Annotated in this window: 27 protein-coding genes; 19 read left to right on the forward strand and 8 right to left on the reverse strand. The window is 33.2% G+C overall.

Going from position 1 to position 20,059, the window contains the following annotated elements:
* Positions 1–59: 59 nt before the first annotated feature.
* Both ACW9W4_RS08885 and ACW9W4_RS08890 read right to left on the reverse strand, forming a co-directional pair.
* Positions 60–389: a tRNA-binding protein gene (locus ACW9W4_RS08885; RefSeq protein WP_457762107.1), complete on the reverse strand. Its 330-nt coding sequence runs from the start codon at positions 387–389 to the stop codon at positions 60–62.
* A gap of 40 nt (positions 390–429) precedes the next feature.
* Positions 430–645 carry a hypothetical protein gene (locus ACW9W4_RS08890; RefSeq protein ID WP_014964802.1) on the reverse strand — a complete coding sequence of 72 codons (216 nt, stop codon included), beginning with the start codon at positions 643–645 and terminating at the stop codon, positions 430–432.
* Positions 646–799: 154 nt separating this feature from the next.
* Here ACW9W4_RS08890 and ACW9W4_RS08895 point away from each other — a divergent pair, with 154 nt between their 5' ends.
* From ACW9W4_RS08895 to ACW9W4_RS08920, 6 genes are read left to right on the forward strand one after another with little or no spacing between them, the layout of a single operon-like run.
* Complete coding sequence (locus ACW9W4_RS08895) at positions 800–1,216, forward strand: type II toxin-antitoxin system RatA family toxin (RefSeq protein ID WP_457762108.1); 417 nt, start codon at positions 800–802, stop codon at positions 1,214–1,216.
* 5 nt (positions 1,217–1,221) lie between these two features.
* Positions 1,222–2,430: a glycosyltransferase gene (locus ACW9W4_RS08900; protein ID WP_457762109.1), complete on the forward strand. Its 1,209-nt coding sequence runs from the start codon at positions 1,222–1,224 to the stop codon at positions 2,428–2,430.
* Positions 2,431–2,468: 38 nt separating this feature from the next.
* Positions 2,469–3,602 (forward strand): S1C family serine protease, encoded by a 1,134-nt coding sequence (locus ACW9W4_RS08905; RefSeq protein WP_457762110.1) that lies wholly within the window; start codon positions 2,469–2,471, stop codon positions 3,600–3,602.
* A gap of 42 nt (positions 3,603–3,644) precedes the next feature.
* Entirely contained in the window at positions 3,645–4,814 is a 1,170-nt protein-coding gene (gene cofG, locus ACW9W4_RS08910) for a 7,8-didemethyl-8-hydroxy-5-deazariboflavin synthase subunit CofG (protein ID WP_457762111.1), read from the forward strand.
* A complete protein-coding gene (gene cofH, locus ACW9W4_RS08915) occupies positions 4,811–6,067 on the forward strand; it encodes a 5-amino-6-(D-ribitylamino)uracil--L-tyrosine 4-hydroxyphenyl transferase CofH (RefSeq protein WP_457762112.1) in 1,257 nt (418 codons plus the stop codon). The genes cofG and cofH overlap by 4 nt, the downstream gene beginning before the upstream one ends.
* Before the next feature lies 1 nt (position 6,068).
* Positions 6,069–7,427 (forward strand): TldD/PmbA family protein, encoded by a 1,359-nt coding sequence (locus ACW9W4_RS08920; RefSeq protein ID WP_457762113.1) that lies wholly within the window; start codon positions 6,069–6,071, stop codon positions 7,425–7,427.
* A 19-nt stretch (positions 7,428–7,446) separates the two neighbouring features.
* Here the strand turns inward: ACW9W4_RS08920 and ACW9W4_RS08925 are convergent, their stop codons facing one another.
* Positions 7,447–8,394, reverse strand: coding sequence for a calcium/sodium antiporter (locus tag ACW9W4_RS08925; protein ID WP_457762114.1), 948 nt, complete (start codon positions 8,392–8,394; stop codon positions 7,447–7,449).
* Positions 8,395–8,575: 181 nt separating this feature from the next.
* On the opposite strand from ACW9W4_RS08925, the gene ACW9W4_RS08930 reads away from it, so the two are divergent.
* The 10 genes from ACW9W4_RS08930 to ACW9W4_RS08975 all read left to right on the forward strand — a co-directional run bounded on the left by ACW9W4_RS08930 (position 8,576) and on the right by ACW9W4_RS08975 (position 17,264).
* Positions 8,576–8,932, forward strand: a complete 357-nt coding sequence (locus ACW9W4_RS08930; RefSeq protein ID WP_179362125.1) for a helix-turn-helix domain-containing protein — start codon at positions 8,576–8,578, stop codon at positions 8,930–8,932.
* Positions 8,933–9,007: 75 nt separating this feature from the next.
* Positions 9,008–9,733: a proteasome assembly chaperone family protein gene (locus ACW9W4_RS08935; protein WP_457762115.1), complete on the forward strand. Its 726-nt coding sequence runs from the start codon at positions 9,008–9,010 to the stop codon at positions 9,731–9,733.
* A 49-nt stretch (positions 9,734–9,782) separates the two neighbouring features.
* Positions 9,783–10,805: a phosphoribosylformylglycinamidine cyclo-ligase gene (purM, locus tag ACW9W4_RS08940; RefSeq protein ID WP_457762116.1), complete on the forward strand. Its 1,023-nt coding sequence runs from the start codon at positions 9,783–9,785 to the stop codon at positions 10,803–10,805.
* Positions 10,806–10,868: 63 nt separating this feature from the next.
* Positions 10,869–11,078 carry a hypothetical protein gene (locus ACW9W4_RS08945; RefSeq protein WP_457762117.1) on the forward strand — a complete coding sequence of 70 codons (210 nt, stop codon included), beginning with the start codon at positions 10,869–10,871 and terminating at the stop codon, positions 11,076–11,078.
* Between the two features lie 104 nt (positions 11,079–11,182).
* On the forward strand, positions 11,183–12,430 hold the full coding sequence (locus ACW9W4_RS08950; protein ID WP_457762118.1) for a cation:proton antiporter: 1,248 nt from the start codon (positions 11,183–11,185) through the stop codon (positions 12,428–12,430).
* Between the two features lie 39 nt (positions 12,431–12,469).
* On the forward strand, positions 12,470–13,006 hold the full coding sequence (locus tag ACW9W4_RS08955; RefSeq protein ID WP_457762119.1) for a DUF6659 family protein: 537 nt from the start codon (positions 12,470–12,472) through the stop codon (positions 13,004–13,006).
* 56 nt (positions 13,007–13,062) lie between these two features.
* Positions 13,063–14,646, forward strand: a complete 1,584-nt coding sequence (locus ACW9W4_RS08960) for an elongator complex protein 3 (protein WP_457762120.1) — start codon at positions 13,063–13,065, stop codon at positions 14,644–14,646.
* A gap of 9 nt (positions 14,647–14,655) precedes the next feature.
* Positions 14,656–16,245 carry a lysine--tRNA ligase gene (gene lysS, locus ACW9W4_RS08965; RefSeq protein ID WP_457762121.1) on the forward strand — a complete coding sequence of 530 codons (1,590 nt, stop codon included), beginning with the start codon at positions 14,656–14,658 and terminating at the stop codon, positions 16,243–16,245.
* 2 nt (positions 16,246–16,247) lie between these two features.
* A complete protein-coding gene (locus ACW9W4_RS08970) occupies positions 16,248–16,448 on the forward strand; it encodes a hypothetical protein (protein ID WP_179362133.1) in 201 nt (66 codons plus the stop codon).
* A 36-nt stretch (positions 16,449–16,484) separates the two neighbouring features.
* Positions 16,485–17,264, forward strand: coding sequence for a DNA repair protein (locus tag ACW9W4_RS08975; protein WP_457762122.1), 780 nt, complete (start codon positions 16,485–16,487; stop codon positions 17,262–17,264).
* Here the strand turns inward: ACW9W4_RS08975 and ACW9W4_RS08980 are convergent.
* Together ACW9W4_RS08980 and ACW9W4_RS08985 are read right to left on the reverse strand one after the other, a co-directional pair.
* Positions 17,259–17,699, reverse strand: a complete 441-nt coding sequence (locus ACW9W4_RS08980; protein ID WP_457762123.1) for a pyridoxamine 5'-phosphate oxidase family protein — start codon at positions 17,697–17,699, stop codon at positions 17,259–17,261. The genes ACW9W4_RS08975 and ACW9W4_RS08980 overlap by 6 nt on opposite strands.
* 38 nt (positions 17,700–17,737) lie before the next feature.
* Positions 17,738–17,860 carry a hypothetical protein gene (locus tag ACW9W4_RS08985; RefSeq protein ID WP_457762124.1) on the reverse strand — a complete coding sequence of 41 codons (123 nt, stop codon included), beginning with the start codon at positions 17,858–17,860 and terminating at the stop codon, positions 17,738–17,740.
* Between the two features lie 59 nt (positions 17,861–17,919).
* On the opposite strand from ACW9W4_RS08985, the gene ACW9W4_RS08990 reads away from it, so the two are divergent.
* The 3 genes from ACW9W4_RS08990 to ACW9W4_RS09000 are packed head-to-tail and all read left to right on the forward strand — an operon-like array spanning position 17,920 to position 18,605.
* Positions 17,920–18,069, forward strand: a complete 150-nt coding sequence (locus tag ACW9W4_RS08990; RefSeq protein ID WP_457762125.1) for a hypothetical protein — start codon at positions 17,920–17,922, stop codon at positions 18,067–18,069.
* A 28-nt stretch (positions 18,070–18,097) separates the two neighbouring features.
* Entirely contained in the window at positions 18,098–18,397 is a 300-nt protein-coding gene (locus tag ACW9W4_RS08995) for a hypothetical protein (RefSeq protein WP_457762126.1), read from the forward strand.
* A gap of 34 nt (positions 18,398–18,431) precedes the next feature.
* The gene (locus ACW9W4_RS09000) at positions 18,432–18,605 is read left to right on the forward strand and encodes a hypothetical protein (RefSeq protein WP_179362137.1); all 174 of its coding nucleotides are present in this window, start codon (positions 18,432–18,434) and stop codon (positions 18,603–18,605) included.
* Positions 18,606–18,639: 34 nt separating this feature from the next.
* On the opposite strand, the gene ACW9W4_RS09005 is transcribed toward ACW9W4_RS09000, so the two are convergent.
* Genes ACW9W4_RS09005 through ACW9W4_RS09015 form a run of 3 tightly spaced genes read right to left on the reverse strand, consistent with a single transcriptional unit; the run spans position 18,640 to position 19,932 of the window.
* Positions 18,640–18,972 carry a hypothetical protein gene (locus tag ACW9W4_RS09005; RefSeq protein WP_457762127.1) on the reverse strand — a complete coding sequence of 111 codons (333 nt, stop codon included), beginning with the start codon at positions 18,970–18,972 and terminating at the stop codon, positions 18,640–18,642.
* A 42-nt stretch (positions 18,973–19,014) separates the two neighbouring features.
* The gene (locus tag ACW9W4_RS09010) at positions 19,015–19,530 is read right to left on the reverse strand and encodes a ferritin (protein WP_457762128.1); all 516 of its coding nucleotides are present in this window, start codon (positions 19,528–19,530) and stop codon (positions 19,015–19,017) included.
* Positions 19,531–19,581: 51 nt separating this feature from the next.
* Positions 19,582–19,932 (reverse strand): hypothetical protein, encoded by a 351-nt coding sequence (locus ACW9W4_RS09015; RefSeq protein WP_457762129.1) that lies wholly within the window; start codon positions 19,930–19,932, stop codon positions 19,582–19,584.
* Positions 19,933–20,059 lie beyond the last annotated feature (127 nt).

The raw sequence follows: 20,059 nt of genomic DNA on the forward strand, positions 1-20,059 counted from the left end.
TCATAAATCAAAAACTAATTTTCATTTATTTTAATTTAAAAAATAATTTTTAATCTAAATTATTTAATCGGACTTCCTAAAGGAACATCTTCTGTTACAGTTAACCAGAAAGGTTTGTCATCCACATCAGCTGCCAACAACATTGCATTTGATTCAACTCCTGCCATTTTTTTTGGTTCAAGATTTGCAATTACAATAACAGTTTTTCCAACTATATCTTCGGGTTGATAATACTGTGCACCTCCAATTATTACATCACGCTGATCATCATTACCCAAATCAATCCTACCTTTGATAATCCTAGATTTACCCTCAATTGGTTCAGTCGCAATTATTTTAGCAACACGAATGTCCAACTTTGCAAAATCATCATAAGTTATTGTAGACATGATAAAACCTAATTTCCCCTGTTAAAATGAATTTCGAATCTCATTGTAAATCTTTTTTGTTAATCCCACTTGTTTCAATCTCATATCTTAATGCTGCTGGAATTTCCATGTACTTTTTGTTAACTAGTTCAACAATTTGATCTTCAGGAACATTGACTTTTTTTAATAATTTTCCTCGTTGATGAGCATATGCATTTTTCCAAAAACCTGCACCATCTAAAGTTTCAATTTTTGGCATGTATTTTGTTGGTTTCATTTTTTTCAAATTTTAAGGGACTGTGACCGAAGAATGGCAAACGCCATTGGAACTGGAGTTAATGTTCCGGATTTTAGGCATGTTACCGATCACAGTCTATTTGAAACGTTGTAAGAATCTAATATATTTAATGCGGAAGAGAGGATTTCATTCTATGGCTACAATCCAAGTTGAAGTGGAAATCAATGCTTCAATAGACAAAGTATGGGACATTGTTTCAGACATAGATAATGAACCAAAGTTTTGGAAGGGCACAAAAGAAGTTAGAAATATTTCAAAAGAGGGAAACATCACTAATAGAGAAGTTACAATTGCTTTTAGAGATCAAAAATGCTTACAAGAAGTAAAAATTTACCCAAAAGAGAAAATTGAAGCACGATTTATCAAAGGAATAATCGATGGTGAAAAAATAGTATCATTATCTGCTAAAGGTGAAAAAACAATACTTTCAACATATTGGGACATCAAACTAACAGGAATGATGGGCATGTTTACAGGCATGATTAAAAAACACATCAAAAGTGGTACAGAGCAGGCCATGCGAAGTATCAAAGAAGAAATCGAGAGATAGGTTTCATGGATTTAATCTTAGATATTTTCAATTATACATTTACTGCAATTCTTATTGGAATTTGTGGTGCATGGATTTTTCTTATCAAATCAATGCTGGATTCATTTAGATTAACACCATATTTAGATAAATTTGAAAATACATCTAAAACAAATCCCAAAGTTTCAATAATTTTACCAGCAAGAAACGAAGAAGAATTTATTGGAAAATGCCTAGATTCACTAGTTAAACAAGATTATGAGAATGTTGAAATAATTGTAATTGATGATTCGTCAGAGGATAAAACTGGAGAAATAATTTCAGAATATGCAAAAAAATATCCAAAAATAATTTCAGTGTCTGCAAGACCAAAACCAGATGGATGGATGGGGAAGAACTGGGCATGTATGGAAGGTTACAAAAAAGCAACTGGTGAATTATTACTTTTTACTGATGCAGATACAAAACATGCAAAAAATGTCATTACACTTGCAGTAACTCATTTGAATTCATTTGGTTTAGATGCATTATCAGCAATACCAAAAATGTTAACATTTGATTTTTGGACAAACATCACACTACCAATGATTTCAACATTCTTGCATACTAGATTTTCAGCATTAAATGTAAACAATCCAGAAAAAAAGACAGGTTATTTTTTTGGTAGCTTCTTTATTCTTAAAAATACAACATATCAAGAAGTAGGTACTCATGAAGGAGTCAAGCAGGAAATTATTGAGGATGGCGCACTAGGGAAAAAAGTAAAGGAGGCAGGGTATAAAATGAAAATGGTTCGTGGAGAACATCTCATCGAAGCTATTTGGGCACGAGATAAGGGCACATTATGGAATGCACTAAAGAGACTAATGGTGCCACTCTATCTTCAGAGTGGAAAAATTGCAATAGGGATATTTTTCGCAATAGTATTTTTGTTATTTATCCCATTTCCAACATTTGTAATTTCATCTACGTTCCCCATAGAGTCAACATCTGCAAAAATACTTTGCATTACATCTGCAATAGCTTCAATTCTGATTTACACTGGAGCAATTATCGAAGTGAAAATAGGTTTAAAATTAAAATTAGCATATGCGATATTTGCACCAGTAGGGAGTTTGGTAGTAGTCTTAGGATTTTTGAGTGGGTTGCTACAAGCTAAAAGAACATCCGCGGTAACGTGGAGAGGTAGAAGTTATTCAATGAAAGATCATTCTCAAAGTTCAATCAGTGTATAGCAAGCCTTTTAGATAGAAAGTAAAGAATAGAAAATCTCATGGACAAATCAGGAGTATTTGTAGGTGGGGCAATAGGAGCAGTAATGACATTAGTTATTGTTGCAGTACTGTTTATCTCACCACCAGAATTAGTGAAACCAGATATCAAAAATGATAATGTAAACTTAGTTGCTGAAGCATCCCCACTGGTTTCCAAGAAGTTATCATTGATTGAAATTTTTGAAAAATCAGAACCAGGAGTAGTTAGAGTTAATGTTCAAAGAGGAGAATCCGAAGAAGTGAAAGGAGGTGTAGGTTCAGGTTTTGTTTTTGACAAAAAAGGGCACATCATAACAAATGCACATGTTGTAAAAGATGCAAACAAAGTAGTAGTTACATTTCTGGATGGTAGATCATACAATGCGGATATTATTGGAATTGATACATACACAGACATTGCCATCATCAAAGTTAATGCAGATTTAGCCCTTTTGCATCCATTATCTATTGGGGATTCATCCAATCTCAAAGTTGGAGAACAGATTGCTGCAATTGGTAATCCATTTGGATTATCAGGATCTATGACTTCAGGAATTATTAGTCAATTAGGTAGATTACTTCCAACTGAATCAAACTATCAAATCCCAGATGTAATTCAAACAGATGCTGCAATCAATCCAGGAAATTCAGGAGGACCACTACTTAACATGCGTGGAGAGATAGTTGGAATTAACACTGCAATACAATCAACAACCGGGGAATTTACAGGAGTTGGATTTTCAATCCCATCACAGACAGTTGCAAAAATTGTTCCAACATTAATTGAAGATGGAGAATACAAACACCCATGGATTGGAATTTCAGGCAGAGATATTGATCCAGACATGGCAAATGTTTTGAATGTAAAAGAGGCAGTAGGATTCTTAGTAATTACAGTGGTAGAAGATAGTCCAGCATTTCGTGCCGGATTGATTGGTTCAGAAAAAACCATCGAAGTTGACGGATTCAACTATCCATTAGGAGGAGATATTATTTTAGCAGTAGATGGAAAAGAAGTCAGAAAAATTGATGATATTTTGGTTCATTTGCAAAGAGCAAAGACAGTAGGAGATGAAATGGTATTAGAAATTCTAAGAGATGGAAGGACTACAAATGTCACAATACTACTAGATGAAAGACCAAATGGAAATTAAATCAATACAAGCATAAATACTTCCTAACAAGAAATTCTTCTGTTGAACAATCTTGTCTTTGATTCAGAGAGTTTAAACCACATTTTAGAGAATAAACCAGTCTCCCGTCAAGACATAATTGAAATATATCAAAAGGCAACAAAAAATCCAAATGACTTGTATCAAGTCTCACAAAATTTAAGAAAAAAATTCAAAAAGAATACTGTAACATTTTCAAAAAAAGCATTTTTCAATATCGTAAATTTATGCAAAGATACTTGTTCGTATTGTACTTACAAATCTGAACCTGGAGAAGCAAAACTTTCGTTAATGTCAAAACAACAGATAACTGAATTATTAACACTTGCAAAAAAATACAGATGTGTGGAAGCGCTTTTTGTTACAGGGGAACAACCAGAACAAAGATATCAAGAAGCTCGAGATTGGTTAAAAGAAAACGGGTTCAAATCTACTGTAGAATATCTGATTCATTCGTCAGAATTGGCGTTAGAAATGGGAATGCTCCCACATACAAATGCAGGGAATCTAAATTATGAAGAGATGAAAGAATTGAAAAAAACTAATGTATCAATGGGAGTAATGCTAGAAAATGTCAGTGAGCGATTAACAGAAAAAGGAATGCCACATCATTTGGCAGCAAGTAAAAGACCAAAAGCAAGATTAGAAATTTTAGAAAATTCTGGAAAACTAGGTATTCCAATGACTACAGGTATTCTAGTAGGCATAGGAGAAACAATAGATGAAATTATTGATTCATTGTTTGCAATTAAACAACTTAACGACAAACATGGGAATATTCAAGAAGTTATTTTACAAAACTTTCAACCAAAACCAGATACTAGAATGAAAAATGAACCATCAGCTGATGAAAAATACTTCAAACTGGTTGTTGCATTATCAAGGATTATCATGCCACAAATGAATATACAGATTCCACCAAATCTATCTCCAAAATCATATCAGAGTTTCTTATCAGTTGGAATAAATGACTGGGGCGGAATATCTCCACTTACCCCAGACTTTGTAAATCCTGAATTTTCTTGGCCAGAGATCGACAAAGTAGATGATTATTCAAAAAAAGCAGGCTTTGATTTAAAATGCAGATTCCCAATATACCCAGAATATTTTTCTTTCATTAGTAAAGAGTTAAGAGACAAGATATCAATTATTGAAGATGAGGAAGGATTCGTAAAAGAGGAATATTGGAGATGATCACTAACATAGATTCACTTTTTAGAAATGCCGATCCCATAGTAGCCGAAATTCTAAACAATGCATTATCTGAAAAAGAAATTTCTGCAGATGACGGATTAGAATTATTCAAAGTGCAAGGAATCGATTTTCATTTAGTAGGTCTCGTTGCAGACGAATTAAGAAAGAGACGAGTCGGAGATATAGTATCATATGTAGTAAATAGAAATATCAATTTTACAAATGTCTGTATCAAACAATGTGGTTTTTGTGCATTTAGTAGAGATTTCAGAGAAGAGGAAGGATATTTTCTTCCAAATGAAGAGATTGTACGAAGAGCGAAAGAAGCATATCAGTTAGGAGCAACCGAAGTTTGCATTCAGGCAGGGTTGCCACCAGATATGGAGGGTGATTTGTATGAAAAAATTTGCAGGGATATTAAAAAAGAGATTCCAGATATCCACATTCACGGATTTTCCCCTGAAGAAATTCTCTACGGAGCAACTCGCTCAAATGTGTCAATTGAAGAATTTTTAAAAAGAATGAAGGAAGCAGGGGTAAATACACTTCCTGGCACATCAGCTGAAATTCTTGATCAAAAATTAAGAGACAAGATTTCTCCAGGCAGAATCAGTGTTGAAGATTGGGAGACAGTTATCAAAAGTGCCCATAAAATGGGAATCAATACAACCTCAACTATGATGTTTGGACATGTGGAATCATTTGAAGACAGGGTAAAACACATCGTAAGGTTAAGAGAAATTCAAAAAGAAACAGGAGGATTTACAGAATTCGTCCCACTAAATTTCATACATACAGAGGCACCAATGTACAAACATGAATTACATGAAGGAATAAGACAAGGAGGTAGTGGAAATGACGTTTTACTTACACATGCAGTTTCAAGAATCATGTTAAATAATTCAATCGATAATTTGCAAATGTCATGGGTAAAAGAAGGACAAAAAATGTCACAATTATTACTTATGTGGGGAGCAAATGATTTTGGAGGAACCCTAATCAATGAAAGTATTTCAACATCTGCAGGTTCAGAATATGGTCAATTATTAAAACCAAAAGAAATTAGAAGAATGGTAAAAGAAATTGGAAGAATTCCAGCTGAAAGAAACACACATTATAAAATTCTGAAAAAATTTGATGGTAATGAAGAGATAGAAGACAAATTAGATAATGTTACAGATAAGCAATTTGGATCATATGTAGAATTAATTAAAATAAATAAATTTAATTACAAAAATCCAAGGAAACAATAATTTGTCAGCCTTAGAAAAGGCACTTAGTCATTCAAAAAAATTAAAGATTGATGAATGTGATGTTACCTCAGTAAAGAAAAAAATTACTACAATCAGAATTACAGATTCAGAAATTGTTGAAATTAAACAAAATTTTGATGAAAGTTATGGGGTTAGACTAATTCATGATAAAAAAATTGCATCCATGCAGACAACAAATGAAGAAGACATAGAACAAACAATGTTGAAAGCATTGAGAGCAACATCAAATCTCAAATCAAGGGAATTTTGGAGAGGATTGCCAGACAAAGCAGATCATACTCAATTAGATGGAACATTTGATACAAAACTAGATCAGATTTCAGGCACTGAATGCACGGATATCGCACAAAATATGATTAATTCTACAAATAATGATAAAGTGAATACGATTACAGGATCACTCCATATAGTATCTGAAAAATATCAATTGATGAATTCCCATGGACTTGATTTTGTGGATAAATCCACATACATTTCAGGAATCATTAATGCAGAATCAGAACATGGAGAAACGCCAGTATCAGGAATAGGGCATGCATGTGGTAGAACATTATCAAATTTTTCACCACAACAAATAGGCAAAGATGCAAAGACCATGTGTATAGAGTCAATAAACCCACAGAAAATTAATTCTGACACATATTCTATAATTTTTGAACCATATTCAGTAGGAGAATTATTAGCTTTTGTTATTACATCTAATTTTAATTTTAAAACATTTAGAGAAAAAAAAAGTTGTTTTTCAAATAGTTATGAAAAAGAGATTGCAGTGGAACAACTCAATTTAATCGATGATCCACACATACCAGAAGGGATTGGAACAAAATCAGTAGACGATGAGGGGATCAAAACACAGAAACAGAATCTTATAGAAAAAGGTATTTTCAAAAATACGTTTTCCAATTTGTTTGATAGTTACAAAGAAGGAAAACAATCAACAGGTAATGCATCACGTCCCGGCTCCCCCATGGGAAGAAGTTCTGAGCCAATTCCAACATCATCTCCACATAATTTGAAAATAGTTTCAGGAGATTACTCCCAAGAAGAGATGATTAAAGAAACAAAGAAGGGATTACTTGTAGGAAGATTATGGTACACATATGCAGTGAATCCAATTAGAGGGGATTTTTCATGTACTGCAAGGAGTGGAATTAGAATTATTAAGAATGGAGAAATTATAGGTCCAGGAAAGTCAGTTAGAATAATTCACAATCTTCCAAACATGTTGAAAAATATTTCAGCCATTGGAAATAATCAAAGAAACGTCATCCAATGGGCATCACTTCCATCAATCACCCCTTCATTAAAGGCGGAAAATATTGCAGTAAATTCCATTTAGGCTCAAATTTAGGCACAAATTACTTGAAAAATGTGACTATTAGATATGCAACATACCCAATTGTAAGACAAACTCCCATCGTCCTGCCAATGATTCCGGTTTTCAAGGCAATCAATAATGATAGACTGAAAATAATCATAATTGCATAGTCAACATAAACATCAGCACCAACCATTACACCTCCAAGTGCAGCACCAACGCCCATAATCATCAAAATATTGTAAATATTACTCCCAATAATATTTCCAACACCAATGTCTGCATGACCTTTTCTAATTGCAATAATTGATGTGATTAGTTCTGGAAGAGAAGTTCCAATGGCAATTACAGTTAATCCTATAATCTTCTCAGACAATCCAAATTCTTTAGCTAAAATGACAGCATTGTCAACAGTCAATAGCGCACCAACATACAAGAGAACCACACCAATTCCAATTAATCCGGCAGATTTTAGATAAACATTATTTGCACCTTGTTGAATTTCTTTTTTAATTTCTTCTTTGTTTTCTGCTCTTTGTTTCATTGCATCCTTGAATGTATAATAAGCAAATACACCCAAACCTGCAAGTAATAAAACACCATCATATTGGGAAATCTCTCCATCAATTGAAATTAAAATTAAAAGTAATGAAACACCAAGCATGATTGGAATTTCTTTTCTTAAAACGGATTTGCTTACAGCAACCGGAATAATTATTGCAGATAGACCAATCACCATACCAATATTTGCAATGTTACTACCTACAATATTTCCCAAAATAATTGCACTGTGTTCACCAGCGGCTGCAATACTTGCTGCAAGTTCAGGAGTGGATGTACCATATGCAACTATTGTCATTCCAATTATCAAATTACTGATATGGAATTTTCTTGCAATTGCTACACCCCCACTTACTAGCCAGTTTCCACCGAAGCACAACATAACTAAACCAACAATAGTTAGCATAGCACTTATTGCAATTTCCACAAATTGATTTTAAATTTTGGTTGTTTAAATCAGGTGATACATTATAATTTCACAAATCAAACAATTCAAGCTAATTCCAAATTATATAGATCTAGGCACGATCAGGTGTAAAAAAACCAGCTGGGAAGATCAATAAAGATCAAGTTAAAGACTAATAAAGTAATGTACCGTACTATACGGTATGATGCGAGCAAGACTAACATATGTACCACTAGAAGTGGCAGATCAATTCGAGGACTTTATCATACATAGAGATGAGCAAGTTTTAGATGCAGTAAAAGCAAGAACGAAAGATTACAGCACATTATCTTTATTGAAATTGCTATACCAACTAAAAGGAAACCCTATGACATTCTCGGATTTGTATTCAAAATCAAAAATTAGAATGAAAAAATCATTTCTAAATTATTTACACCTATGTGTAGATTATGAATTTATCAGCAAGGAAGCCGTGGGAGCAAATGTGATCTATACAATTACAGACAAGGGACGAACCATGTTGCAGCTCTTTATTCAAAAGAACAACTACGTGGCTTAATCCTTTATTTTTTTATTTTCTCATACAATCTACTTATTGACAAAGGTAATTAATCAGAACAAATCGACGTAAGCAGTGCAAAAAGAGTTTCCAGAAGCTGAAGTTTTTGAAAAAAAGAAAATAGAATTAAAGAGTCCAATAATTTTTGCAGGATTTGTTGGGGCAGGTCTAGTTGGACCTGTAGCAATTAATCACATCATCACAGAATTAAAAATGGAGGAGATTGCAGTAATGAGATCAAAATATTTACCACCATCAACTGTATTCATGAGAGGTAGATTACGTCATCCTTTTCGATTTTATGCAAATAAGGAAGGGACTGTTTGCGCAATTATTTGTGAAATTACACTAAGGATGCAGGGGCTATTCACACTTGTATCATCAATTTTAGATTGGGCAGAAGAAAAAGGCTCTAAAGAAATTGTAATTTTAGATGGAGTTGCAAGTACAGAGCACGATGATAAAGCATACTGTGCAGCAGAAGAAGATCTAGTAAGAACAATGGCAGATAAGGATATCAGTATGATTCCACAAGGATTCATCACAGGAATCCCAGGAGGCATACTAAATGAGTGCCTAGTTAGAAAAATTCAAGGGTTAACCCTATTGGCAAAAGCAAACAAAGAGGCACCAGATTCAGCAGCAGCAGTAACTCTAATTGAAGCATTAAATCGATTTTATGATATGAAGATAGATACAACAGAACTTCAAAAACAAAAAGACAGAATCCATTCAGAGTTTAGCGAGTTATCTCAGAAATATGCAGAACATAGAGAAGAGATATCTGGCATGTACATGTGATCGAAATAAAGGGCAAATTCTTTTATTCACAGCAAAAGCGCAACAAACTATGGCTCTAACTTATAAAAAAGCAGGAGTAGATATTTCTAAAATTAAACAAAGTCAAAAAGCCATCGGTAAACTAATTTCATCAACTCATAAACTTCAGAAAAAAGCAAAGATGACACATGGGTTTGGTCATTATGCAGGAATTGTAGAAATTCCAGGTGGAAAATTATTGGCAACACATACAGACGGTGTTGGAACTAAAGTTGTAATTGCAAACATGATGAAAAAATACAACACAATAGGAATTGATTGTGTTGCAATGAACGTTAATGATATAATCTGTATCGGGGCAACACCAATTTCATTTGTAGATTATATCGCTGCAAACAAAAATGATGTGACAATATTCAAAAAAATAGTAGAAGGACTAGTAACAGGTGCTAAAAAATCTGCAATGCCAATTGTTGGAGGTGAAACAGCAATCATGCCAGATGTCATCGAAGGTGATGGATTTGCATTTGATTTAGCAGGAATGGTAGTAGGATTATTGGAGAAAAAAGAGATGGTACTTGGAAACAAAATCAAAGCAGGAGATGTAATTATTGGCGTAAATAGTTCAGGCATTCATTCAAACGGATACTCACTTGCAAGAAAAGCACTATTAACAAAATATTCAGTTAAAGACAAAGTCAAAGGAGTTGGAGTCATTGGTGATGCATTACTAAAACCAACTGAAATCTATACAAATCCAGTTCTAGAGATAAACAAAAAATGCAAAGTTAATGGATTTGCACACATTACAGGTGGGGCATTTACCAAACTATTGCGTCTCAAAAATATAGGATATCAAATAGATACACTGCCAAAAATACCTCCAATCATGGGATTGATTGAAGAACAAGGAGTGAAACCGGAAGAAATGTACAAGACATTCAACATGGGAGTAGGATTCTGTGTAGTTGCACCAAAAAATCAAGCAACAAGAATCCAATCAATATTCAAAAAGCATAAAATTTCGAGTCAGGAAATTGGACAGATTATTTCCAAGAAAGGTGTTTTTGTAAATTCTACAAAAATCGCGTAAGTTGAATTTAAAAGGTTTAGGAATCCATCAATAGTTTTAAGAAATCATGAAAAAATAACCGTAATGGAAGTAGTTAAAAAATTAGAAGCAATAAACAAAGAACAGAAGATAACATTAGAACAACTTCATGAACAATTTATAGATCTACAAGCAGATCCTAGATTTGAGGGGTTACCAATAGACGAATTAGAGAATTTGTTTTCAGCATATCTAAAAACTTGGATTAGTACTAATACTGAAATAATTGAAACGTTACTTAAAGAGGAAAAATAGATCCTCAAAAGATCAATATAGAAAAAAGATGTTTTTTACAAAGGTAAAATAATTTTCAACAAAATATCACCTTATATGACAGATTTTTTTATGAATATAGAGAGATGGCTGAGGCTCAATTCATTGAAACAATAATTGGAGTAGGAATACTTCTATTTGCAGCTAAATTAATGGCAGAGCTTTTCCTCAGACTAAAACTTCCAATTGTCCTAGGTGAATTGCTAGCTGGAATGATCGTAGGACCATTTGCATTAGGAGCATTTTTTGTAGTTGATGGAAGGCAACTACTTCACATCAACGATGAAATTAAAATTCTTGGAGAAATGGGTGCAATTGTAATCTTGTTTATGGCAGGGTTAGAAATGACACCAAAAGAATTTCTTAAAGGAGGAAAGGCATCATTTACAGTTGGAACATTAGGAGTGGTAGTACCATTCTTTGCAGGGCTCGTAGTATTCCAGATGTTTGGATTTGACGCATTACAATCAATGTTAATTGCAACAGCACTTACTGCAACAAGTATTGCAATATCAATTCAAGTGTTAAGTGAGTTTGGTAAAATAAAAACTCCAGAAGCCAGACTAATCATAGGAGCAGCAGTCGTGGATGATATTTTAGCAATTGCAGTATTATCAGTAGTATCATCAATTGCAGGTTCAGATGGAGGAATAGACAATATTGACATTACAGAAGTTATAATTACAATTCTCCAAGTATTAGGATTCTTTGCAATAATGTTAATTGTAGCAGTAGTTATCATTCCAAAAGTTATCACACCAAGACTATGGAAAGCAAAGGGCAGTGTGGAAGGAATTGCAACTGCGTCGTTCTTTGGGGCGGCAGCACTTGCAGGTTCAATAGGACTATCGCCCATTGTAGGAGCATTTGCAGTAGGTATGGCATTATCAACTACCAAGGTATTTGATAAAATAGAAAATTATATCGGAAAGATAGGACTGATTTTTGCTCCACTCTTCTTTGCAATTATTGGCGCACAAGTAGACCTAAGAGCAGTTAATTTTGAAATTTTACTAATCAGCGGAGTTGTAATCATAGTGGCAGTTGTAACAAAATTATTTGGATGTGGATTACCTGCAATGTTGTTTTTGAAAAGCAAACAGCAAGGAATGCGAGTTGGGATTGGGATGATTTCAAGAGGAGAAGTAGGATTAATTGTGGCAGGAGTAGGAGTTACAGCAGGAATTCTAACATCTGAAGTATATTCTACCATTGTAATCATGGTCGCAGTCACTACAATCATCACACCAATATGGCTAAAAATGGAATACCGAAAAGAACAGAAAAAGGGCGAAGGGGATTCAGAAATGAAAATAGATGAGAATTCAAAATAAACTACAAATATATCATGAGAAATTAAAAGAGAAAACAAGTTGACTGTAAATTATAATGAATTATCAAAACAAGTATTGAAATTAGATGACAAGATAAGATTTGCCGCAGTAGCAAATAGTAAAGGAGAATTAGTTGCAGGAGGATATAAGGAAAATATAGAAAAAATATTTGGAGAAGATGAAGCAAAAATGTCAATGCATTATGCATTACAAAAAAGAGATCTAAATACAAATTTAGCATACAAAATTGGGCTTGAAAAGGCATCAATCACAGATTTTGAGAAAGTGTCAATGATCAGTATTCCCATAAATTCAAATGAATTGTTTTTGATTAGAACAGAGCCAAATGTTGATCATTGTAAAATACTAAATTTTGTTTATTCTGCATTAGATTCTAAAAGTGGGATTAAAGAAGAAATTAAAAAAATCCAGACAGAAATAGCAGAATTAAAGAAAATGGAAAAAAAGAAAATAGTAAAGAGAAAACCAGCTAGAAAGAGTGCAGCAAAGAAAAAGGTAGTAAAGAGGAAACCAGCTAGAAAGGCAGTTAAAAGAAAGACAGCTAGGCGTAAATAGATATCAAAAATACCAATTTATTTAACGAATTTATGTCCAAATTAAAAAGATCATTCATGAACAAGCTTGACCCCATCACATCCAAAGCATGTGACGAAATTACTCAGAATCTACTAACAATTCAAGAGCCAAGCAAAAAGCAAGTAAAAGAAGAAATAATAAAAATTTGTACCAAATATGCACTAAGTAGAATTCCAAAAAATTATGAAATATTATCAATGGCAAAGGAATCAGATTTTGATAAACTAAAAAAAGTACTGATTAGAAAACCAGCTAAAACAGCATCAGGAGTATCAGTGGTGGCATTAATGCCAAAACCATATGCATGTCCTCATGGAAGATGTACTTATTGCCCAGGTGGAATTGAATTTAATTCTCCCAATAGCTATACAGGAAAAGAACCATCATCATTAAATGCAATTGAAAATGAATTTGATCCTAAATTACAGATAACATCAAAGATTGAAAAATTAATTGCGTTTGGACATGACCCATCTAAAATGGAAGTGGTGATTGTAGGTGGAACATTTCTATTCATGCCAAAAGATTATCAAAAAGATTTCATCAAATCATGTTATGATGCATTAAACGGAACTGATTCAAAAGATTTAGAGGAAGCAAAATCAAACAATGAACATGCGTCAATAAGAAACGTAGGGTTTACAATCGAGACAAAACCAGATTACTGTAAAAAAGAACACGTAGATTTAATGTTAAGTTATGGAATTACAAGGGTTGAGATCGGAGTTCAATCATTACAAGAACGAGTTTACAAAATAGTTAACAGAGGACACGATTACAATGATGTAGTAGAATCATTTCAAATTTCAAAAGATGCAGGTTACAAACTAGTTGCACATATGATGCCAGGGTTACCTACAATGAAACCAGAAGAAGACATTGCTGATTTTAAAAAATTGTTTTCAGACCCGCAATTACGTCCAGACATGTTGAAAATTTATCCATCATTAGTTATTGAAAATACTCCATTATACGAAGAATACAAGCAAGGAAAATACACACCATATTCGGATGAAGATATGATCAAAGTTCTAACAGAGGCTAAAAAAAGTGTTCCAAAATGGGTGAGAATTATGAGAATTCAAAGAGAAATAACCCCAGGTGAGATCATCGCAGGGCCAAAATCAGGGAATTTAAGGCAAATCGTACATCAAAATCTTGCAAAACAAGGACTGTCTTGCAAATGTATCAGATGTAGAGAAGCAGGATTAACTAACAAAATAGATGGAGGAGAGGTAAAACTAAACAGAATTAATTATGATTCATCTGGAGGAAAAGAAGTATTCTTGTCATATGAGGACAAAAATGAATCAATTTATGGATTTTTGAGATTGAGAAAACCCAGTATTGATGCACATAGAGATGAAATTGATCAAGACACTTGCATAGTAAGAGAAATTCACGTGTATGGAAAATCATTGAAACTAGGAGAAAAAGAAGAGGATGAAATTCAACATTCAGGATTAGGAAAGAATTTGATGAAAGAAGCTGAAAAAATATCTAAAGAAGAATTTGATGCTAAAAAACTTCTAGTGATTAGTGCAGTAGGTACAAGAGAATATTATCAAAAATTAGGGTATTCGTTATATGGGCCATACATGTCCAAGACATTGAATTAGAGTAAAGAAATGACTGAACAAAAAATTATAGGAAAAGGGACTTGGATTGACAAATTAGCTTCGGAGTTACTTGAACGAGAAAAAGAACTTGGAAGAAATACAGATCTACTTAGGGTTGAAAGTGGATTAGGAGCTTCTGGAATTCCGCACATTGGAAGTTTAGGGGATGCAGTAAGAGCATACGGAGTTAAACTTGCATTAGAAAATTTAGGATACAAATCAGAACTAATTGCATATTCAGATGATCTTGACGGATTAAGAAAAATTCCTGAAGGAATGCAAGAGTTTGGATTAGAAGAACATATTGCAAAACCAGTATCATTAATTCCAGATCCTTATGGATGTCACGACTCCTACGGGATGCACATGAGCAGCATCCTATTAGAAGGATTAGACAAAGTAGGAATAAAATATGAATTCAGAAGAGCAGTTGACACTTACAAACAAGGATTACTAAAAGAACAAATCCATACAATTCTACAAAACAGTGCAAAAATTGGAGACAAGATTTCAGAACTAGTAGGACAAGAAAAATATCAAAAATATCTACCGTATTTTCCAGTTTGTGCCAATTGTAATCGCCTCTACACTGCTGAAGCTTCAGAATACATTGCAGATGAAAAGAAAGTAAAATACACTTGCCACGATACAGAAATTGGCTCAAAGAGGGTCAAGGGATGTGGTCATATAGGTGAAGCAGATATTGGTAAAGATCTTGGTAAATTAGCCTGGAAAGTAGAATTTGCTGCAAGATGGAAAGCATTTGACATCAGATTTGAAGCATATGGAAAAGACATCATGGATTCAGTTAAAGTGAATGATTGGGTTGCAGATGAGATTTTAGGATTTCCACATCCCCATCATGTAAAGTATGAGATGTTTTTAGACAAGGGTGGGAAAAAGATTTCAAAATCTCTAGGAAATGTAATTACCGCACAGAAATGGTTAGAATTTGGCAGTCCAAAATCAATTCTATTGTTACTTTACAAGAGAATTACAGGTGCAAGAGAATTAGGATTCGATGACATTCCAGGATTGATGAGCGAGTATAATGAATTAGAAGACATCTACTTTGGGCGAATCAAAGTGGATAACCAAGCAAAGTTGATAAAAAACAAAGGATTGTATGAATATGTAAATCTCCTCAACCCTCCAAAACAATCAAGCACACATGTTAACTATAGATTATTAATTGAATTAGCAAAAATTTTCAAAGAAGATAGAACTGAGCGAGTAATGAAAAAATTGTTAGACTACGGAGTGATTAAAAATCCAGAACCTGAAATTGAGAAACTCATTGAACTTGCAGGAAACTATTCAAATGAATTTGATGAGCAAGAAAAAACTCAAGTGGATTTAGATGATACAGCTAAAAAGGCATTAAAATTACTTGTAGTAGCATTAGATGGTAATGAAGAACTAGAAGATATTCAAAATACAATTTATCAAATTGCAAAAGCAAACGATGTTCAACCAAAAGATTTCTTTAAAATATTATATCAGATCATACTTGGAACCTCAAGAGGACCAAAAATAGGACCATTCATTTCAGACATTGGACGAAAGCAAGTAGCAAAAACACTTTCAGAGTATGTTTAGCCATGGTTCACGGAGAACATAACAGATCAAAGAACAGTGGAGGATTTGCACTAATCATACTTGGGGCATTATTGCTATTTCTTGCACCTCAAGAGAGCACAAATGAGATGGGATTAGGACCCATTGCATGGATTGCAGGCATTATGATTGGAAGTATTGGATTCTACCTAAAATTTTTCAGATGGCGAGTAAAACAAGCATAAGAAAGGTTCATCTTTTGGAAAAATCAGGAATTAGATATGGGATTTTTTGGTAAAAAGAAAGTAGAAGACATACCAGATAACAGTGCAGAAACAACACTAAAAACTGAACTTGAAGAAGAAGTTGAAAAATTACAAAAAGAATTTAGAGAAAAACAAACAGAATTAGATGAAATTACTCAGAGAATTACTACTGTCAAAGAAGAATACGATTCAACAGTTGGCAGTTTAATGATAGTAAAAAAAGAACTTAATCAAAAAAAGATGGAACTGGACATTACTCAACGAGAATATAGAGAAACAAGAGAAAAATCCAAAAAAGCAGAATTAATTAAAGATTCAAAATCAGTAGAAAAATTCAACAAGACTGAAGGAGATCATTCAAAAATAAAAGAAGAATTAGATCAATTTACAAAAAAATATGATGAAATTAAAAAACAAATAGAAAAAGAACAAGCAACATTACATAATATTAAAAAGCAACAAGTAGAAGTTGAAAAAGAATTAGATGAGGCAAACTCTAGGTTATACAATGCAAAACAAGAATTAGATAAAAAAGATACTTTTGAGGACCCCAGCATTCTCACAACATCTGAAAAAGAATTCATCGGAATAGACAATAAAAGTCAAAAAAGTTCAGCAGGAGTTATAGAGGCTGCAAGTGTAGTAGTAGGATCACTAAAATCAAAACTTAACACAACATTGAAAGAATTAGAAACAGTTCAATCATTATTAGAAAAAGAAAGAGTGGAACATGAAAAAACAAAGAAAGATTTAGAGAGTCTTAAACAAACTGCACAATCATTGGATAAATCATAGAGAAGAAAAATGACTTTTCCATTTTGATTTTATTTCTTCTTCAGAAATTCCAAGATCATACAAAGGAGAAATTACTTCAGACACATATGACACATCTACTAATACGATTGAATTAATTGGGCTCTTAATCCCATTTTGTCTATAATGGTTTAGAATGTCTCGATACAATTCACCATTTTTTATCAGTCTAGCAAGTCCTTGAAACAAGTATCCCTTACGAAGAAGAGGATCAATTACATTGATTTCAACATTAGGATTATCAATTAAATTTTTCATTGTATCAGGAGAACGAATATCTGCAAAAGCAAGAGTTTCCGAAGACCACCCAATAATAGTACCCTTTGGAGAAATATTGGGTTTGCCATCAGAGGACACAGTTGCAACATATCCAAGTTTTTGTAAATTAAGAAAATCCTTAATTTCTTTAGTTATCACAAATAATATTTTAAAATTGAACGTATTTAGTTTTCACACTATCGCATGAATTCAGCCATCTCAATTGAGAAGAAGAAGAATCCAACCCCACCACCAATTATTGCAATCCAGGCTGCAATCTGTTTAATTTTAGACATTTGAGAAGAAGTAGTTAAACTCATTATTGAATCTAATTGCTCATCTCAGACAATTATAATTAGATACAATGAGTGAATACCATATGGCAAGCATCAAAGATATTGGAAAATTATTTTTGTTCATAGTCACAGGACTAGTTGCCATAATTGTAGGTTCATTCATGGTTAGAGGTACTATGCATATGTGGGACAAACCAGGTGAACTAAAAAAAGACAAAAAGAAAAAGGACTAAAATGCAAGACTATCAATAAGATTTTGAGTTGTTTCAAGATTCAACGATTAGAAAATCATTAGATCAATACATTCAAAGAAGAATTCTAGAAATCCCAACTGAAATAAAGCAAACATTTCCAGCAATCAAACAAATTTGGAAATGTAAAGACGAATTAGATTTTCTTTATGGATACTATGTAGGAAAAATAGAGGAAGGATCTCTACATTATTTACTTAAAGCAACTAGAGCATCAGCTGGCGGATATGTTGATACTTTTGAAATACGTGGAATAATTGAAACCCATAAGAGAGATTTGCAAGAAGCAATAAAATCAGCAATCAATTAGTGAAGTAGAAATAGAACCTCAATTTAGTAAATGCATGGTAGGACCGCAAGATGGAGGGTTTGGATTTGATCAGTCTAAAAAATATACTACTGTAGATAACATTGAAGAAATTTGCGTACAATGTCAGGCAGGTCAACATAAAAAATGCCTAAAGAAATCAAAAGAGCAAGAGGTTTGTGAATGTGAACACTGTATGATTTACGGATAATAGATTTTAAAAAAAATAATTTGTACTAAAAAACTCAAAGAGCAGACAATTTGTTTTCAAGTTCTTGAATATCTTTGTGATATGAATTGGAAACATTTTGTGCAAACTCTTTGTGTGCCTTAACAATAACAGTCAATGCCTCTTTGTATTCTGAATGCCCTTTCTTTAAGACATCACAAGAGTTTAGGGAGGTAATATGACCAGTAACAGTTGCCATAGATCCTTTTTGATTAAATTTTACAATTCCTCCAAAAGCTTCAATTAGCATGAATGCTGATTCGGCCTTACACTTGTAGGTGACTCGACCAGTTTCAGTGTTGAATAATTGAGTTACACCACCTGGCTTTCTTGTTATAATAACTGTCATGAAAGAGTTGAAAATAACGAGGTATTAATTATTTTAGAAAATCTATGCTGCAGGTTCAGATGGAGCTGTAGCTTCTGTAGCAAGGAATTTATCAATTTCATTTATTCCTAGTTTGTCTCTACCAAGCAAATCAAACTTTTGTAAAATTGTTTCAAACTTTGTTTCTTCTTGTACTTGTTCATTTACAAACCATTCAAGGAAAACATATGTTGAATGGTCTTTTTCTTTTTGTGCAATTTCTACCATATTATGAATTGCTTTAGTTACTGCTTGTTCATTTTTGAGGGCAGTGTTAATTAGTACTTCAAGTGATTTGTAAGAACTAGATGGAGACTTTGTTGCAGGAACTGTTGCAATTGTACCAAGTGCATTAAGATAACGAACTATTTTGAGCATATGTGTTCTCTCTTCATCAGACTGAGCGTAAAAATAGTCTGCAGCTCCCTGATATCCCGTTACTTCACACCATGATGCCATTGCAAGATAGCTGTTTGTTGCAGATGCTTCAAGAAGAATTTGATCATTTAGAGCTTTTTTCATTTTAGGAGATAGTTTCATGTCTTTCAACATAACCTCATGAGTCACCATTAAAAAAACTTGCTAAAATACTCACATTACAGAATTTTTAAAATCATTAATTGTTGACATGTTATTTTTTGTCTGATGACCGATATCATGAATGGTGGAACCATTGTATTTTTTGTCAAGATATCTACCAGCAATTATCATCGGTCCTCCAATAGCACAAGTTACACCGGTGGGTTCAGGTATCCATAACATCAGAAATCCTATTTTTTGTAGTTTTTTACCTGGTGCAGGCGCTTTTTGCAAAGACCCCAATGAACGTGCAGTGTGTTTATCATCTATTCCAGACACTTCAGAATACAGATTTGCTCTACGTCTAGCAGAATCAGAAAATTTCTTCAATTTTTCGAGACGTTCCTTTAGAGGATCAACCATTCCAATCTCGATTTAGAAGAAATTAGTTAAGAAACAGAGATCAACTCACGTCACATTCAAGTCAACAAAGAGTAGCTAAAATCAACAAAAAGACACCCAATTATACTAGATTCCATTTAGATACAAA

This window comes from Candidatus Nitrosopumilus sp. bin_7KS (assembly GCF_054095835.1).

Coding starts and splice junctions, on each gene's coding strand:
- ACW9W4_RS08945 (WP_457762117.1), top strand. CDS start 10,869: ATGGAAGTAGTTAAAAAATTAGAAGCAATAAACAAAGAACAGAAGATA.
- ACW9W4_RS08900 (WP_457762109.1), top strand. CDS start 1,222: ATGGATTTAATCTTAGATATTTTCAATTATACATTTACTGCAATTCTT.
- ACW9W4_RS08905 (WP_457762110.1), top strand. CDS start 2,469: ATGGACAAATCAGGAGTATTTGTAGGTGGGGCAATAGGAGCAGTAATG.
- purM (WP_457762116.1), top strand. CDS start 9,783: ATGGCTCTAACTTATAAAAAAGCAGGAGTAGATATTTCTAAAATTAAA.
- cofH (WP_457762112.1), top strand. CDS start 4,811: ATGATCACTAACATAGATTCACTTTTTAGAAATGCCGATCCCATAGTA.
- ACW9W4_RS09015 (WP_457762129.1), bottom strand. CDS start 19,932: ATGGTTGATCCTCTAAAGGAACGTCTCGAAAAATTGAAGAAATTTTCT.
- lysS (WP_457762121.1), top strand. CDS start 14,656: ATGACTGAACAAAAAATTATAGGAAAAGGGACTTGGATTGACAAATTA.
- ACW9W4_RS08960 (WP_457762120.1), top strand. CDS start 13,063: ATGAACAAGCTTGACCCCATCACATCCAAAGCATGTGACGAAATTACT.
- ACW9W4_RS09010 (WP_457762128.1), bottom strand. CDS start 19,530: ATGAAACTATCTCCTAAAATGAAAAAAGCTCTAAATGATCAAATTCTT.
- ACW9W4_RS08885 (WP_457762107.1), bottom strand. CDS start 389: ATGTCTACAATAACTTATGATGATTTTGCAAAGTTGGACATTCGTGTT.
- ACW9W4_RS08985 (WP_457762124.1), bottom strand. CDS start 17,860: ATGAGTTTAACTACTTCTTCTCAAATGTCTAAAATTAAACAGATTGCA.
- ACW9W4_RS09005 (WP_457762127.1), bottom strand. CDS start 18,972: ATGACAGTTATTATAACAAGAAAGCCAGGTGGTGTAACTCAATTATTC.
- ACW9W4_RS08890 (WP_014964802.1), bottom strand. CDS start 645: ATGAAACCAACAAAATACATGCCAAAAATTGAAACTTTAGATGGTGCA.
- ACW9W4_RS08990 (WP_457762125.1), top strand. CDS start 17,920: ATGGCAAGCATCAAAGATATTGGAAAATTATTTTTGTTCATAGTCACA.
- ACW9W4_RS08930 (WP_179362125.1), top strand. CDS start 8,576: ATGATGCGAGCAAGACTAACATATGTACCACTAGAAGTGGCAGATCAA.
- ACW9W4_RS09000 (WP_179362137.1), top strand. CDS start 18,432: ATGGTAGGACCGCAAGATGGAGGGTTTGGATTTGATCAGTCTAAAAAA.
- ACW9W4_RS08895 (WP_457762108.1), top strand. CDS start 800: ATGGCTACAATCCAAGTTGAAGTGGAAATCAATGCTTCAATAGACAAA.
- ACW9W4_RS08950 (WP_457762118.1), top strand. CDS start 11,183: ATGGCTGAGGCTCAATTCATTGAAACAATAATTGGAGTAGGAATACTT.
- ACW9W4_RS08975 (WP_457762122.1), top strand. CDS start 16,485: ATGGGATTTTTTGGTAAAAAGAAAGTAGAAGACATACCAGATAACAGT.
- ACW9W4_RS08970 (WP_179362133.1), top strand. CDS start 16,248: ATGGTTCACGGAGAACATAACAGATCAAAGAACAGTGGAGGATTTGCA.